A 14,680-nucleotide genomic window follows, 5' to 3' on the forward strand; every position below is an offset into this window, starting at 1 on the left:
GGCTATCCGATAGCCGAATATTACGGCTACTACCCCTTATACATCACATCCGCGCCTGTTTGGTAGAGGTCTCTTTCGGATGTGTTGATAATATAAACCATATCCCACAGACGGCCCGTGATGGAAAATTGCTCCGCCGTCATATTGAGCCAGTGTTTCGTTCCATCGCCGTTGACTTCGTAGACCCTCTTATCTCCGTCAGCCCGTATTAACCAACTCTCTCGATAACCCGACAATTCCTCTCGGCTCACTTCAATGATGCTTTCCCAATTCAAATGCCCATAGTAATCAAAAATTTTCGAGTTTTGGATCCATCGCTTGTATCCGCCGTTGATAATATAAACTTTGTAATCGCCCTTCGCCCGAATTAAACTTCCGTCAGGATAATTAACGATTGGCTCAATAATTTCTTCCTCTTCAATAACCGGAACTTCGCTTTCTGTTACGCTTGAAGCAGTAAAAGAAAAAGAGACCGACACATCATTACTGCCAAAACCGCTCTTCTTGTATTGATTGAAAGGAATCATCACAACTGACTTGCCTAAACTGCTAAAATTAGGAATGTACGCTGTTCCTTTTTGATTATTTAGGGAAATAAATTGAACCGTTGACTCCCCGTTTTGGTCCGTCACAATATAGGGCGCTCTAAAATCGCCACGCAATTCCGAACCAACAAATTCCAACTTCAAAGTATCGCGATCCGTCGCCTGCGCCGTTCCCTGTTTAAACTCATACCAATACGGCGACCAATCCTTGGAAGAACTACTCCGCGAAACAATCAAATTTGGGAACCCGCTATAACTCGCCGACTCGTCAACATTCAACCGCTGATAAGTTAAATTCTTATTAAGATAACAATAATCGCCTTCACCAATCTCGCAATCGTTCAGATAATTAGCAACTGACCAATCGGCGAAAATATCCGAAAATGTTTCGGAAAAGCCCAAATCAGATAAAGCCGCGCTCACGCTCGCGATACCAACCTCATTATTAAGCGTCATCCGAGTAATCGCGTTCACCCCGTAATGGTCAACCAAATAATGCAAGAACAGACCAACTGCCCCGTAATCCGACACATTGTTTTTCCACTCGCCCAACGGGTCAGAGGGCTCGTCCAAAAATGTATCCACCCGCTCGGCGAGATAACTGCCTTTGTAATTATCATTATATCCGCAAACTGTCGGAGCGTATTCCGAACGCGCCTCATTCAACCAGACCTCTTCTTCTATCCCGTATAAAACCGTTTTTTGATAAAACGAAATTAAATGCTGAAATTCATGCGCCAAAACCGACTTCGCTTTCACATTAAAAATACCAAGCGCGTTAATATAAAACATCTCCCTCTCGTTGGAATTAGAAAATTGCGAACGAGGATACTCATCGTTAATCTTAACATAACCACCAGCGCTATTAGTCAATTCACTCACCAAAACCGTAATTCTTTTATCGCCATCAATTCCAGGACTCCATTCCGAACCAAAAACCGCTCTTTCTTTTGGATAAATTACCTTATCAAATTCATCGGCCAATTCTTCTAATTTTTCCCTCAACCCATTTTTATCCGTCCCGCTTAAATTATTCCAATAATAGTTATCAACATAAAAATAAATATTCTCGCCAATCGCCTTAAGCGAAGCCGTCAATTGAGAACGGTCTTGCGCGTCATACCCAGAATCAACATAAAAATTCACTTGTTCCTCCAAAACCGCCGCGCTCGCTCCCAAAGTGAAAACAAAAAAACCTCCCGCTAACAGGATTGTCAGACCAAAATTGTAAATAAATCGCTTCTTCATACAATCATTTTACTCTAACCACCTTGATTTATCAAGCCAAGGTGATAGAATAAAAATATGCCAAATATAAAACGACTAGCCCTCATCTTAGGCGACATCGCCGTTTTGTACTTATCCCTCTGGTTCACCCTCTTTATTCGCTATGGGATTAGTTTTGATTTTCGTATCTGGCAACAGCACTTTTGGCCATTCACGATTATTTATCTCCTTTGGCTGACCATTTTCTATATCGCTGGCCTCTATGAATTAACTTTAGCCAGAAACAGTATTGATTTCTATTCCACTCTCTTGCGAGGAATGCTCATTAACATCGGACTCGCGATCGCCTTTTTTTACTTTATCCCATACTTCGGCATCGCCCCCAAAACAAACCTCTTTATAAATTTAGCCGTTTTCGCCCTGCTCTTTTCCGGCTGGCGGCAGTTATATAATCATTCCGTCAGAACATTCGCCTTCGCAAGCAATGTTTTAATCATTGGCAAAAACAAAGAAATTGACCAAACAATCGCGGTTATTAAAAAAAATCCCCAACTGGGCTACAAAGTCATCAAACACATCGGACCCGAAGACATCCAAACGCCCTTTGACCTTCTGGAAATGGCGACGCAAAAAAATATTAAAACAATTATCACGGCGATTGACCCCCACAAAAACAACCGATTAGTCCGAAGTTTGTATCAATGCCTCCCTTTAAAAATCAGTTTCAGCGACCTGCCTTCTTTTTACGAAAAAATATTAGGCAAAGTGCCTGTTTCCGGCATCGGCGAAATTTGGTTTTTGGAAAATTTGACCGAGAGCCGAAAAAATTTCTACGAAGCGTTCAAACGCGTTTGCGATATGAGCGGCGCTTGTATCTTTGGCGCGATTAGTTTAATTTTTTATCCATTTATCGCCTTAGCGATTAAAATCGACAGCAAAGGACCAGTTTTTTATAAACAAATCAGAACAGGACAAGACGGACAAATTTTCAAAGTAATCAAATTTCGTTCCATGATTGAAGAAGCGGAAAAAGACGGCGCCCAGTGGGCTGACCAGCAAGACCACCGCATCACGCGCGTCGGCAAGTTTATGAGAAAAACCCGCCTGGACGAACTGCCTCAATTGTGGAATGTCCTTGTCGGACAAATGAGTTTTATCGGACCCCGCCCCGAAAGAATAGAATTCGCCCAGCAATTGGAAAAAGAAATTCCCTACTACCAAATCCGCCACATCGTCAAACCGGGCCTAACCGGCTGGGCGCAAGTCAACTTTCGCTACGGCGCCTCCGTCGCAGACAGCATGGAAAAACTCCAATACGAACTCTACTACATCAAACACCGCTCCCTCGTCTTGGATTTAAGCATTCTTTTAAGAACGATTAAAATTATTTTGGGAGGATTGGGAAGATAATCCTGTCCCCTAAATACTTGCAACCAAATCTTATTTATTATACTATAAGCAGTATAATAAATGTAATTATTATACTATGGATAATATTATAAAAACAATCTTATACGAATGGCGAGAGCATAAACTTCCAAAAATAATTCGCAGAGAAACAGATTTAACAAAATATCTGAATTTAAAAACGCCTAAAATTATAACCATAACCGGATTTAGAAGAGTGGGAAAAACTTATTTAATTTTTGATTTAATTGAAGAATTGTTAAAAACTCACCATAAAGAGGAAGTCGTTTATATTAATTTTGAAGACGAGAGAATTCCAAGCGATATAAAAGTTCTAACACAATTAATCCCAACAATCAATGAAACATACAACCACACTACTAAATACTTATTTTTAGATGAAATACAAAATATTCCAAACTGGAGCCAGTGGGTCAGACGAATTTATGATCAAGAAAATATAAAAATATTTATAACTGGTTCTTCGTCTAAATTATCATCAAAAGAGATTCCCACTGAATTAAGGGGTCGATGTATTGAAAAAACCATTATGCCATTGTCTTTTAGGGAATTTTTGCTTTTCAAGAACATTAAAATAGACCTTGCGTCCCTTCCTTATTTAGACAAAGAAAAATCAAAAACCAATAAAGCATTAGAAGAATATCTTTATTATGGAGGACTGCCCGAAATTGTATTAACAAGCAAGGAACATAAATTTGAAATTTTGCAGCAATATTATAAAACGGTGATAAGCCAAGACATAATGGACCGATTTAAAATAAAAAACGAAACAATGTTAAAAGCGCTTTTAATGCTTCTTTTGAATTCCACGATTTATTCTATAAGTAAAATATACAAAACACTAAGAAGCGCTGGGCATAAAATAGGTCCAACCACTGTAATGAAATATATCTCATATATAGAAAATTCTTATTTTTTAAACAATCTTTTTATTTTTTCATACACAGTCAAAGACCGCCTTCAATATCCTAAAAAAATATATTTTATTGACAACGGTTTTATAAACGCGCTATCTTCAACTTTTTCTAAAAACACCGGGAGATTATTTGAAAATATTGTTTTTAATAAAATAAAAAGCGAATTAAAAATTAATGAAGAATTGTTCTATTGGCAAGATAAAAGGCAAAAAGAAGTTGATTTTGTTGTTAAAAAGGGAAACAAAATAATAAATTTAATCCAAGTATCGTCTAATTTAGATAATATCGGAACAAAAGAAAGGGAAATAAATAACCTTCTTAAAGCCGATAAAGAATTGAATTGCAATAATTTAACAATAATTAACAAAGACATAGACAGCAAGGAAAAAATAGGCGGTCAAACAATAAAATTTACTCCGCTTTATAAATTCTTGTTAGAATAAAACAAATTAAGAACGATTAAAATTATTTTGGGAGGATTGGGAAGATGAAAAAAATATCAGTCGTTATACCAGTTTACAATGAAGCGACAACCGTTGAAAAGGTGATTCAAGACCTGCGGTTGGTTTTGAGCGCGACTGCTGTTGATTATGAAATCATAGCCGTTGACGACGCCTCAAAAGACCAAAGCGGCGACATTCTTGAACAAATAAAAGACATTACTGTTATCCGCCATTCCGAAAATCAGGGCTATGGAGCGTCAATCAAAACCGGCGCTAAATCGGCGACCGGCGAATATATTTTGATTATTGACGGCGACGCGACCTACCCCACCGAAGCCATTCCACGAATGATTGAACATATTGACCATTACGATCTGGTTTCTGGAGAACGCCGCGGGAAAAACTTTGACGCGCGCTGGCTGTATTTGCAAAGAGTCGGAAAATTTGTTTTAAGAATGATTGCCAGTTATATCACACAACATAAAATCCCCGATATCAATTGCGGTTTAAGAATCTACAGAAAAGAAACATTTGATAAATTCCTATATTTATATCCAAATCAATTTTCCCTCACCACCACTTCATTGGTCGCCTTTTTGTCTAACAACTATCGGGTTAAATTTATCCCGATTGATTATCATAAAAGAACTGGCAAATCAACGCTTAAGCCCCTCAAAAGTTTCGGACAATTTATCGGTCTACTTTTGAAAATTTCCCTTTTCTTCAAACCAATCAGAATTTTTCTACCGTTGAGCATGCTCTTGTTGTTGTCGGCCATATCAATCGCTTTCTATAGTTTATATTTCCAAGATATTTTTTACGACACAACAACCATTCTTCTCGCGACAACCGCCCTCCAAACCTTTTTCTTCGGCCTCTTGGCTGAAATCATCGTTCATAACCGCAGATAAACTCCATGAAAATCCTGTTAATTAATCCTCCAACTTTTAATATGCTTCCAACAATGCTTCCCCGCTCTGTTGATGAAGCCCGCGGATACAATCCCCCTTTGGGGCTTTTATATTTAGCCGCCTATCTGCAAAAAAACAGCGAACACCAGGTTGAGATACTTGACTGCCAGGTGGAAGAATTGAATTACAAACAGATAGAAGAAAAAATAAAAGAAAACGCCCCAGACGCTATTGGATTAACCACGATGACTTTTACTTTGATTGATGTTCTTAATATCGTTAAAATAGCGAAAAAAATAAATCCCGAAATCAAAACAATCTTAGGCGGTCCGCATGTTGATATTTATCCCGAAGAAACAATCAATCAACCCGGTGTTGATTATTTGGTTTTAGGAGAAGGTGAAAAACCATTAAAGGGCTTGCTGGATAATATAAATTCTCTTAATAATTTACGGCAAGTTAAAGGCGTTGTTTTTAAGGATAATAATAAAATAGTTAATACCGGACGAGCTGAATTAAATCAAGATTTAGATTCCCTGCCTTTCCCCGCCCGCCGCTTAACACCCTACCAAAAATATTCTTCTGTTCTAAGCAAAGTCAGCCCCGTCACAACCATGTTTACTTCGCGAGGATGCCCTTACAAGTGCCTCTTCTGCGACCGCCCTCATTTAGGAAAATTTTTCAGAGCCCGTTCCGCTAAAAATGTGGTTGATGAAATGGAAGAATGTCAAAAAATGGGCATCAAAGAAATACTTATCTACGACGACACTTTTACCGTCAAACGGCAAAGGGTCATAGATATTTGTTTAGAAATTCAAAAAAGAAATTTGAAAATAGATTGGGATGTCCGCGCTAGAGTGGACACAGTAGACAAAGAACTTCTTGAAATAATGAAAGATAGCGGCTGCCAAAGAATTCATTATGGCGTAGAAGCGGGCACCCAAAAAATCCTTAATGTTTTAAGAAAAGGAATTACTTTAGAACAGGTTGAAAAAGCATTCAAGTTGAGTAGAAAAATCGGACTTGAAACCCTCGCCTATTTTATGATTGGCTCGCCGACCGAGACAAAAGAAGATATTTTAGAAACAATTAAATTTGCCAAAAAAATTAATCCTGATTTTACCCACATTACCATTACCACCCCCTTCCCCGCCACCGATTTATATCGCATGGGGCTAGAACAAAAGATTTGGCCTAATGACCACTGGCAAAAATTCGCCGAACGCCCGCGCGCCGATTTTCTCCCCCCTGTTTGGGAAAAAAATCTGAATAAAGAAGAACTGGTCTCGCTCAACCAAAAAGCGTATCGCGCTTTTTACTTCCGACCAAAATACCTTCTCAAAAGATTATTTAAACTAACATCCCTTGAGGAATTAAAAAGAAAAAGCAAAGCCGCCTGGGGAATGCTAAAAATATAATGAAAAAATATTCTTTTTTAATCGGCATCATAATTTTTATTTTAATAATCGCCCGATTAGATTTCCGCGAACTGATTATTGTTTTAAGCGATATCAATTATTTTTATCTTTTTTTAGGGTTTCTGTTGTTGTTTCCTATAATAACGACCAAAGTTTATCGTTGGAATTATTTAATGAAAAAGCAGAATATTAATTATTCTTTTAAGGAAGCTCTTTTAATGTACGGTTCTGGAATGTATATAGGAATTATTACGCCCGGCCGCGTAGGCGACTTTACCAAAATCGCTTATTTAAAAAACGACCATTGCTCTTTGGGAAAATCGGCCGTAAGCGTTATTTTAGACCGAGTGTTTGATTTGCTTTTTTTAGCGATATTCGGTTATCTGGGTCTTTTTTTATTTTTTTCGCTTTTTAAGAATCTTATTTTTATATTAACTTTCATTTTAATTTTTGGTTTAATTTTATTAATTATCTTTTTAAGGACTGACTCCCATAAAACGCTTCTTAAAAAAATGTTTAATTTAATAGTTCCCGTTAAATATCAAAATTCATGGAGAGTCAATTTACGGGACTTTATTAACGGATTAAAGGTTTACAAAGTTTATAATTATCTGTTTGTCTTTTTAATCACTGGTTTTTCTTGGTTGATTTATTATTTCCAAACATTTCTTTTGATTAAAAGCGTTCATATTAATAACATTTCTTTTCTGTACGCGTCTGTCGCCATAAGCATCGTCGGATTAGCCGGTCTTTTGCCTATTTCAATTTTGGGGGTGGGCACCCGAGAAGCTATTTTAATTTTGCTTTTTTCGTTTTTTTCCATTAGTCAGGAAACAACTGTCAGTTTTGCTCTTTTAACCTTATTAATAGCCGTCTCAACTGGACTAATCTGCTCTATCTGCTGGTTGATTAAACCTATCCAGTTTTCTAAAATATGTTAAATAATCTCTCAAAAATACTTTGTTCGAAAGATTATAAAATTATAGATGGTGTTTTTGTTTTTGAGAAAGAAAAGATTAAAGAATACAAAATTCTTGAAAAAGCGCCATCCGACAATCCATTTAAATATTCTCTTCATTTTTGGCTTTATAAGAAATATTTAAGGAATTATTTAAAAGCAAAACCTAATGATTTAATCTTAGACATCGGTTGCGGAATAGGACACTCCTTGGATTATTTAAGCCGATTTTCAAATAATTTAGTCGGCATAGATACCGACCTGACTTCTCTGCTCTACGCGCGAAAAACAACTCAAGCCAAATATGTTTTAACCAAGGCGGAAAAACTACCATTCAAAGACAATACTTTCGACAAAATAATCAGTTTTAATGTTTTAGAGCATATTAATAATGACCAAGAAGCCATCAAAGAAATGAGAAGAGTCGCGAAAAACGGAGCAGAAATATTAATTTGGGTCCCATCTCTTGAAGGACCAAGAACAGATTCAAAATTAAAAAAATTAATGCACGAAGAAGAAAGTGGCGACGAAAAACATTTCAGAGATGGCTATTATATGAACGACCTTAAAAAACTTTTAATTAAAAATGGTATTGAAGTTATAAAGTCCCGTCATACTATATTTCTTTTTGCCGAACTTTTCACGGAACTGACTAAATTTTTTTATTCAAAGAAACAAAAAAAATACCAGCGTCAAACTGATATATTTAATGTCACGGAAAGCAAACTTTTTGCTTTTTACAAAACAATTATGCCCCTAATAGCGCGAGTCGCGTTATTAGAAGATTTTTTATTTTCTTATTCTAAAAAAGGACATGCCTTGGTGGTTAAAGGAATAGTTAATAAATAATTTACTTAACTAAATTCATTAGCCACCCCTTGTTCGCGGAAACTTCTATTTCTATTGGTTCAATTGAATTAGAAGCAATACTTATAACATCACTATAATTAGTGATTTTTTTATTTAATTCGTCGCTATATCCTAAAATATATTTCACTCCGAATTTTTCAAAGGCCTCGTTCAATTTGTTTTCTTCCAATAAATCCTCTACTGTTTTTTCTTGAAACGAAATAAGGGACTTATCTGTCATATAGTTCAAGTTATTTATTTCTGACGGATTTAAATTAACAGCAATAATATCTTCATCAGAAATATTCATCTTTTCTATCTCTTGAGCGTATGACTTAATTACTAAGTTAGTATTATGGTCATAAATATTATTCCAAACAACATGACCAACCAAAACAAAATTATACGAAACCAACATCACAATCACCGCATAGACAACAATTAATTTTTTGCCTTTTAATCCAAAATAATTTGCGATAGCTTCGGATAAAGATAATATTCCTAAGGTAATTAGTAAAGACAAAGCCCAGCCAAAATCCATTAAATGTGACCTGCTCACTAAAACAGCATATGAGAAAATAAGAATGGAGGAAATAATCCAATAGAAAATAAAATAATACAAATCCTTATTTTTTCTTCTAATCGCGGCTCCACCAATTAAAATTAGAAGAAAAACAAAAGCGCCGCCAATACCTTCTAATGAAAAGAATTTTGATATGTGTTTTGATAGCATCATTGTTCCAACCATTAATCTGTCAAACGGATTAATGCGGCCAAAAGCCAAATTGCTCATATTTTTTTTAAAGTATACTTCGCTTGATAAATCAAGTTCATTATTTTCTATTTGATTTTGAATGTTTCCTATAAATTCATCAAACTTAAAATGATAGGTGTATGGGTCAGGAAAAAGATGTCCGTATGAAGCAAAATCAGAGGATTTAGTTTCTTCCGATGTCTCCGTAAATAGAAGTTTTATATTCGTATTTTCTGTCGCGCTCGGCAGCCAAAAAACAGCGAAGATAATTACAAAAGGAATAAGAATATATGTTAGGGCTAATTTTTTTTTGTAAAACAATAAATAAAAGAATAAAAACGGAACAATCAATAAAAATGTCTCTTTAGACAATCCAGCTAAAGCCAAAAACACTCCCGAAATAACTAAATAAAAATAATTTTTATTTTCGTTTGTCCCTAAAAAGTAAAACAAGAAAAACAAAGATGAAAAGAATAAGGCAAACTCATAATTACCGAAATAATACGGCAATTGCCAATTAAATGGTATGAAAACATAAATTAGAGAAAAAATTAAAGCTGTTTTAATATTAAATAAATAAAGAACAACTATTGTGAATATTAATAAAGTTAAAGCATGGATAATAACAGATAACAACAGAAAACGACTCTCGCTTGGAAAACCCGTAAATTTAAAAACTTCAGCGTAAGAAAAAGAAGTCAGTTTGTTGCCAAATCTTGAAAGATGTCCTTCTTCTTCAACCAAATTTGAAGAAAGCAACACATTCAAATCATTCTCTATTGAAAAAGAATCAACCAAATAAAGGTTTCTGGCAATCAACGCGTTGGGAGAAACAGTGTAAGCCGTATATCCCTTAAATAAAGCTGGAGCGCGCCAAACAACCACTGCCGAAACAAACACGGCCGCCAAAAATAAGCCAACAAGTAAAAAATGTTTAATTTTGCTATTTAAAATTTTTTGTGACATTTTATTTTGTCGCTTTCTTTATTCCTTGAACGCGATAATAATCTAAAATTTTGACATAAATTATTTTGGGCAAGGGAATAAGCAACTTATCTAAAAAACAAATAATTTCGGTCGTTAAAAACATTATTGGCTTACTAAAAATAAGTTTTTTAAAAAATAATCTTATCGGATTCTTAGTTTCTTTATATTTAGACTTATATTCAAGTGCTGGGATTTTTTGAGCAAGAATAATAGATGATTGTCCTTTGTTAAACATTGTTTTTTGATAACTCTTAAAATTAATTGGATGATTGTGATAAGCGACTGCCTTTTTATTAAAAACTGTTCTCATCCCATTTTTAAATAATCTATATCCCAATTCTGAATCTTCGTAGGCGGCATACGGAAATTCTTCGTCAAATAATTCTGTTTTTTCTAAAAATTTTTTACGAATAGAAACATTAGAGGTATAAAAATATCCCCAATCAACATTGTTTTCATCGTTAATAGACGGATAAGCGAAATGATAATCGGTAATATATTTTCTAAAAGGAGTTATTCTGATTTGAGGCGCCCATTTAGTATAACCCAAAACTGATATATTCTCATTTGCTGTTCTGTGAATATTAATATGTTCCTCAAGTAAATTTTCTGAAGGAATTATGTCATCTCCTGTGAAAAAAATAATTTCGTTTTTTGCTTGTTTGATGCCAAGATTTCGAGCGCTGGCAGGACCTTTATTCTGTTGGAAAATATATTTTATTTTGAGAGACAAATTTATCCCTTTAACAACCTCCTCTGTCCCATCAGTGCTTCCATCGTCCACAATAATAATTTCAAAATTTTTGTATGATTGTCGAGAAAATGCTTTAAGCGTTTCAATTAAAGTATCTCTTCTATTGTAAGTTGGGATAACTACACTTAATTTCATTAATATTCACCTTTAATAATTTTGAAAATCATTTTTGGGCTTAAATAAATATTTGGAATTTGGTAGCATGAATGCGCGCAATAACATTCTTTTTTTCTAATTGATTTTCTCATTCTTTTTGCTTCTTCTGATTGCCAGATTTCAGTCAAATCATAATCAAATTCTCTTAAGTTGCCAATTTTTTTTCTGTTTTCGCAAGGGTAAACATTACCCAAGGCGTCAACCACTGGATAAAAAGCGGATATGCGGCAAGAGATAATTTGCTTTTTTTTTCTCAAAATATCCAAAGATAATCTGTGATAAATCGGAATAATCACTCTTTTATAAAAATTATTTTCGTTTTTATTTTCTTTTTTTAATATCTCTACAACTTGGGCAAATTTGTTCAAATCCGCTTCCTTTACTTTACTTTGATTATAATCCCCTCTCAATAACTCTAATCCGCCATAAATATCCGCCTCTGGTAGATTGTTTTCAACATATTTTACTAAATCAACAACTTTATCAATGTTTAAGTTAAAAACCGTCGTACATATTCTTAATCTTAATTTTGAATATTTTTTCTTTAATTTAGACAGCCCCCTATAGGTTTCCAAGAATTTTTCAAAATTACCTTCAATTCCCCTAATTTTATCATGGTCCTTGCCAATGCCATCCAATGACAATCCAATCTTAACTCCGCCCTTAAATCTATTTAATATTTCCTCTGTTTTGGTTAAAATTTTATCAACCGATAAACAGTTGGTCGGAATAGCCACCATCTTAATATTGTTGTTTCTATTAAAACAACCAACGATTTCCACTAAATCATCCCGTAAAAATGGCTCGCCGCCCCCGATAGTTACGGTATGCAAATCACCCAATTTTTTAGTAAATTTTTCTATCTCTTTTAGGGTCAACTCTTTATCTATGTCTTTGTTTAAAATTTTCCAATTAAAACAAGTAACACAACGAGAATTGCAAACATTAGTTATTTGAAAAATCAAACTATAAAAAGGTTTGGATCTCCCAGGCAAAGACCTCAAAAAAAACTTTATATAATCTGGATTATTTTTATAAAAACTTAACAATGGTCTAAAATTCATAAATGCGCTTTTTAATTATTTTTAACATATACCACGGCGTCCAAACAAGAACCGTCCACAAAAATTGAGGAGTAAAAATGAAAACGAATCTAATTAAAAAAGTAATCTTATACTTAAAATTAGCATGTCTTATATAAAAGATAAAGCGGTTTCTGTAATGCCTATATTTTTGTCCATTAACATTAGACAAATATCGTCTAATTATTTTTAGGTAAATTTTAATTCTTGCGATTATTTTTTTATTCTCAATCTGCGACATTAAATCATCTAAAAAAACATGACTAGCCGTAGCTGACTTAATGTGCCAAACGCCACCAAATGGAATATAGAGAACTTGATAGCCGGCTTTTTTTGCTTTTTGACACCAATCAGCATCTTCATAAAAAGCAAAGAACACATCATCTAATAATCCAATCTTATCCACTACTTCTTTTTTAATCATTAATGAACAACCCGTAATAAAATCGACTTCTTTTTTTGAATCGCCTATCAATTCTTTGTCTGTTAATCCTCTGCCCAAATGGAAACTATCGCTCTTTGCCCAATCTATTTTCCCGCCAGCAAACCAAATTTCATTTGGCTTGTCCATGAAGTATATTTTTGGACCAACGATGCCCATCTCCGGCGAACTTTCTAACTCCCCAACCAAAACCTCAATTAGTTTTGAATGAATTTTTGTGTCATCATTCAATAAAAAAAGAATTTCTCCTTCTGCCTGTTTTATTCCTTCATTATTACCCCCTGTAAAACCTAAGTTTTTTTCTTTTTTAATCAACCTGACTTCTGGAAATTTTTTACTAATCAATTCTGGCGTTCCATCTTTTGAACCATTATCAACCACGATAATTTCATAATTTGGATAAGTTGATTTAAGAACCGATTCAAGACAATCAGAGACATGCCGGATGCCATTCCATGTGACAATAATAATGGATACTTTAGGATAATTTTTCATTTTTAAAAATATTTCTAACAACAAAAAGATGTAACGCCAAAAAGAAAGCAGAACAAAAAATTAAGGATAAAATCACGGCCATTAGAGCGCTATAAATTTTCACTAAAATAAATATCAACAAAGCCATTACCGCCACATGGAAAATATTGAGTATAATGGAAATTTTCATTTTATTGACCGTTCTATAAAAAGCGCTCAAACCGACGCTAAAACCGGAAAAAATAATTAAAACAGCCAAATAATACACTATCTGGATACTGTGAATATACTCCATCCCATAAAAAAATTTAATTAGATAAGGAGCTAAAATAATAAAAGGAATAATCAACAGAGCAGAGATAAAACCCGAATAAAAAACTGTTTTGTAAAAATGGTTTTTTAGAGTTTGTAAATTATATGTCTTAGATTTCGGCAATTGAACAGTCAAAAGACGAGCAACTGGCTCCAAAAGCATTGAGGGAATAGCAATATATCCAAAAGCAATTTTAAAATAACCTACTTCCTGAACAGAAGCAAAAATACCTAAAAATATAACTGGCAAAATAGAAATAAGATTACCTATATTCTTATCCAAGGCAATTGAAAAACCAAAATTAAAATATTTCTTTAATCTTATTTGCTTGAAATTAGAAAATATTTGTCTAAAGGTTGGTAAAAGCTCGTCTTTCTTAATTAACGAAAAATAATAGATGATAGATAAAATAAAAAGAACAAGAGCAGATATAAAATTACCCCAAACCACTCCAAGCAAACCCCAGCCCAATAAAACAAAAACGATGGGCAACAAACTATAAATGAATTTATTAAAGGTCTCTAAAATTGTTAACTCTTTAATTCTGCGAAGAACCTGTAAAACAATTATAAGAAAATTATAAATAACACTCAAAAAAGTAGCTAATAAAACCATTCTTGCCCAATGGCCTATCTGACTATTATGATAAAGCAAATTAGTTAAAAAGGGGGCTAAAAAAACGCTTAGTATCCCTACCGCGCCAACAGCCAAAAGAGTAATTTTTAAAAAATAAGTCAGAACATTCTTAATTTCCTGTTTATCCTTTTTAGCATAGACCCCAGCCAAAAGCGTCAAACCAGCATACATTCCGCCCCAATTCATAAAAATTCCAACTAAACCAACAAAAGCAAAAATCAAGCCGTAAATTCCATATAATTCAGGACGCAACAAACGAGCCAAAACAACAGAAGTAGATACGCTCAGAAGAATAGAAAAAAACTTACCCACCTGCAAAATACCGACATCTTGGACAAATGATATTTTAGTAAAATCTTTAAATTTAGAAATCATTTTTCGGTCTT

12 protein-coding genes are annotated in these 14,680 nt (G+C 34.3%); 6 read left to right on the plus strand and 6 right to left on the minus strand.

Annotated elements, in window-relative coordinates; all coding sequences use genetic code 11:
* Positions 1 to 29: 29 nt before the first annotated feature.
* Entirely contained in the window at positions 30 to 1,793 is a 1,764-nt protein-coding gene (locus KKF19_00525) for a hypothetical protein (GenBank protein ID MBU2579445.1), read from the minus strand.
* 57 nt (positions 1,794 to 1,850) lie between these two features.
* On the opposite strand from KKF19_00525, the gene KKF19_00530 reads away from it, so the two are divergent.
* From KKF19_00530 to KKF19_00555, 6 genes are all read left to right on the plus strand, one after another.
* Positions 1,851 to 3,182, plus strand: a complete 1,332-nt coding sequence (locus KKF19_00530; GenBank protein MBU2579446.1) for a sugar transferase — start codon at positions 1,851 to 1,853, stop codon at positions 3,180 to 3,182.
* Positions 3,183 to 3,258: 76 nt separating this feature from the next.
* The gene (locus tag KKF19_00535) at positions 3,259 to 4,560 is read left to right on the plus strand and encodes an ATP-binding protein (protein MBU2579447.1); all 1,302 of its coding nucleotides are present in this window, start codon (positions 3,259 to 3,261) and stop codon (positions 4,558 to 4,560) included.
* A gap of 44 nt (positions 4,561 to 4,604) precedes the next feature.
* Entirely contained in the window at positions 4,605 to 5,471 is an 867-nt protein-coding gene (locus tag KKF19_00540) for a glycosyltransferase family 2 protein (protein MBU2579448.1), read from the plus strand.
* Between the two features lie 5 nt (positions 5,472 to 5,476).
* Positions 5,477 to 6,889 (plus strand): B12-binding domain-containing radical SAM protein, encoded by a 1,413-nt coding sequence (locus tag KKF19_00545; GenBank protein MBU2579449.1) that lies wholly within the window; start codon positions 5,477 to 5,479, stop codon positions 6,887 to 6,889.
* Positions 6,889 to 7,830, plus strand: a complete 942-nt coding sequence (locus KKF19_00550; protein MBU2579450.1) for a flippase-like domain-containing protein — start codon at positions 6,889 to 6,891, stop codon at positions 7,828 to 7,830. The genes KKF19_00545 and KKF19_00550 overlap by 1 nt, the downstream gene beginning before the upstream one ends.
* Positions 7,824 to 8,696 carry a class I SAM-dependent methyltransferase gene (locus KKF19_00555; GenBank protein MBU2579451.1) on the plus strand — a complete coding sequence of 291 codons (873 nt, stop codon included), beginning with the start codon at positions 7,824 to 7,826 and terminating at the stop codon, positions 8,694 to 8,696. Before KKF19_00550 ends, KKF19_00555 begins: the two co-directional genes overlap by 7 nt.
* A 1-nt stretch (position 8,697) precedes the next feature.
* On the opposite strand, the gene KKF19_00560 is transcribed toward KKF19_00555, so the two are convergent.
* Genes KKF19_00560 through KKF19_00580 form a run of 5 tightly spaced genes read right to left on the minus strand, consistent with a single transcriptional unit; the run spans position 8,698 to position 14,669 of the window.
* The gene (locus KKF19_00560) at positions 8,698 to 10,416 is read right to left on the minus strand and encodes a glycosyltransferase family 39 protein (GenBank protein ID MBU2579452.1); all 1,719 of its coding nucleotides are present in this window, start codon (positions 10,414 to 10,416) and stop codon (positions 8,698 to 8,700) included.
* Between the two features lies 1 nt (position 10,417).
* Positions 10,418 to 11,326: a glycosyltransferase family 2 protein gene (locus KKF19_00565; protein MBU2579453.1), complete on the minus strand. Its 909-nt coding sequence runs from the start codon at positions 11,324 to 11,326 to the stop codon at positions 10,418 to 10,420.
* Positions 11,326 to 12,411, minus strand: a complete 1,086-nt coding sequence (locus tag KKF19_00570) for a radical SAM protein (GenBank protein MBU2579454.1) — start codon at positions 12,409 to 12,411, stop codon at positions 11,326 to 11,328. The genes KKF19_00565 and KKF19_00570 overlap by 1 nt, the downstream gene beginning before the upstream one ends.
* Positions 12,401 to 13,366 carry a glycosyltransferase family 2 protein gene (locus tag KKF19_00575; protein MBU2579455.1) on the minus strand — a complete coding sequence of 322 codons (966 nt, stop codon included), beginning with the start codon at positions 13,364 to 13,366 and terminating at the stop codon, positions 12,401 to 12,403. Before KKF19_00575 ends, KKF19_00570 begins: the two co-directional genes overlap by 11 nt.
* Positions 13,350 to 14,669, minus strand: a complete 1,320-nt coding sequence (locus KKF19_00580) for an oligosaccharide flippase family protein (GenBank protein ID MBU2579456.1) — start codon at positions 14,667 to 14,669, stop codon at positions 13,350 to 13,352. Before KKF19_00580 ends, KKF19_00575 begins: the two co-directional genes overlap by 17 nt.
* Positions 14,670 to 14,680: the final 11 nt, after the last annotated feature.

The organism is Patescibacteria group bacterium, assembly GCA_018830295.1.
GTDB lineage: Bacteria > Patescibacteriota > Minisyncoccia > Portnoybacterales > UBA2143 > JAHJSM01.

What these genes read in the sequence shown, in the direction of transcription:
- KKF19_00525 (MBU2579445.1), bottom strand. Translation starts at nt 1,793, where the DNA reads ATGAAGAAGCGATTTATTTACAATTTTGGTCTGACAATCCTGTTAGCG.
- KKF19_00530 (MBU2579446.1), top strand. Translation starts at nt 1,851, where the DNA reads ATGCCAAATATAAAACGACTAGCCCTCATCTTAGGCGACATCGCCGTT.
- KKF19_00535 (MBU2579447.1), top strand. Translation starts at nt 3,259, where the DNA reads ATGGATAATATTATAAAAACAATCTTATACGAATGGCGAGAGCATAAA.
- KKF19_00540 (MBU2579448.1), top strand. Translation starts at nt 4,605, where the DNA reads ATGAAAAAAATATCAGTCGTTATACCAGTTTACAATGAAGCGACAACC.
- KKF19_00545 (MBU2579449.1), top strand. Translation starts at nt 5,477, where the DNA reads ATGAAAATCCTGTTAATTAATCCTCCAACTTTTAATATGCTTCCAACA.
- KKF19_00550 (MBU2579450.1), top strand. Translation starts at nt 6,889, where the DNA reads ATGAAAAAATATTCTTTTTTAATCGGCATCATAATTTTTATTTTAATA.
- KKF19_00555 (MBU2579451.1), top strand. Translation starts at nt 7,824, where the DNA reads ATGTTAAATAATCTCTCAAAAATACTTTGTTCGAAAGATTATAAAATT.
- KKF19_00560 (MBU2579452.1), bottom strand. Translation starts at nt 10,416, where the DNA reads ATGTCACAAAAAATTTTAAATAGCAAAATTAAACATTTTTTACTTGTT.
- KKF19_00565 (MBU2579453.1), bottom strand. Translation starts at nt 11,326, where the DNA reads ATGAAATTAAGTGTAGTTATCCCAACTTACAATAGAAGAGATACTTTA.
- KKF19_00570 (MBU2579454.1), bottom strand. Translation starts at nt 12,411, where the DNA reads ATGAATTTTAGACCATTGTTAAGTTTTTATAAAAATAATCCAGATTAT.
- KKF19_00575 (MBU2579455.1), bottom strand. Translation starts at nt 13,366, where the DNA reads ATGAAAAATTATCCTAAAGTATCCATTATTATTGTCACATGGAATGGC.
- KKF19_00580 (MBU2579456.1), bottom strand. Translation starts at nt 14,669, where the DNA reads ATGATTTCTAAATTTAAAGATTTTACTAAAATATCATTTGTCCAAGAT.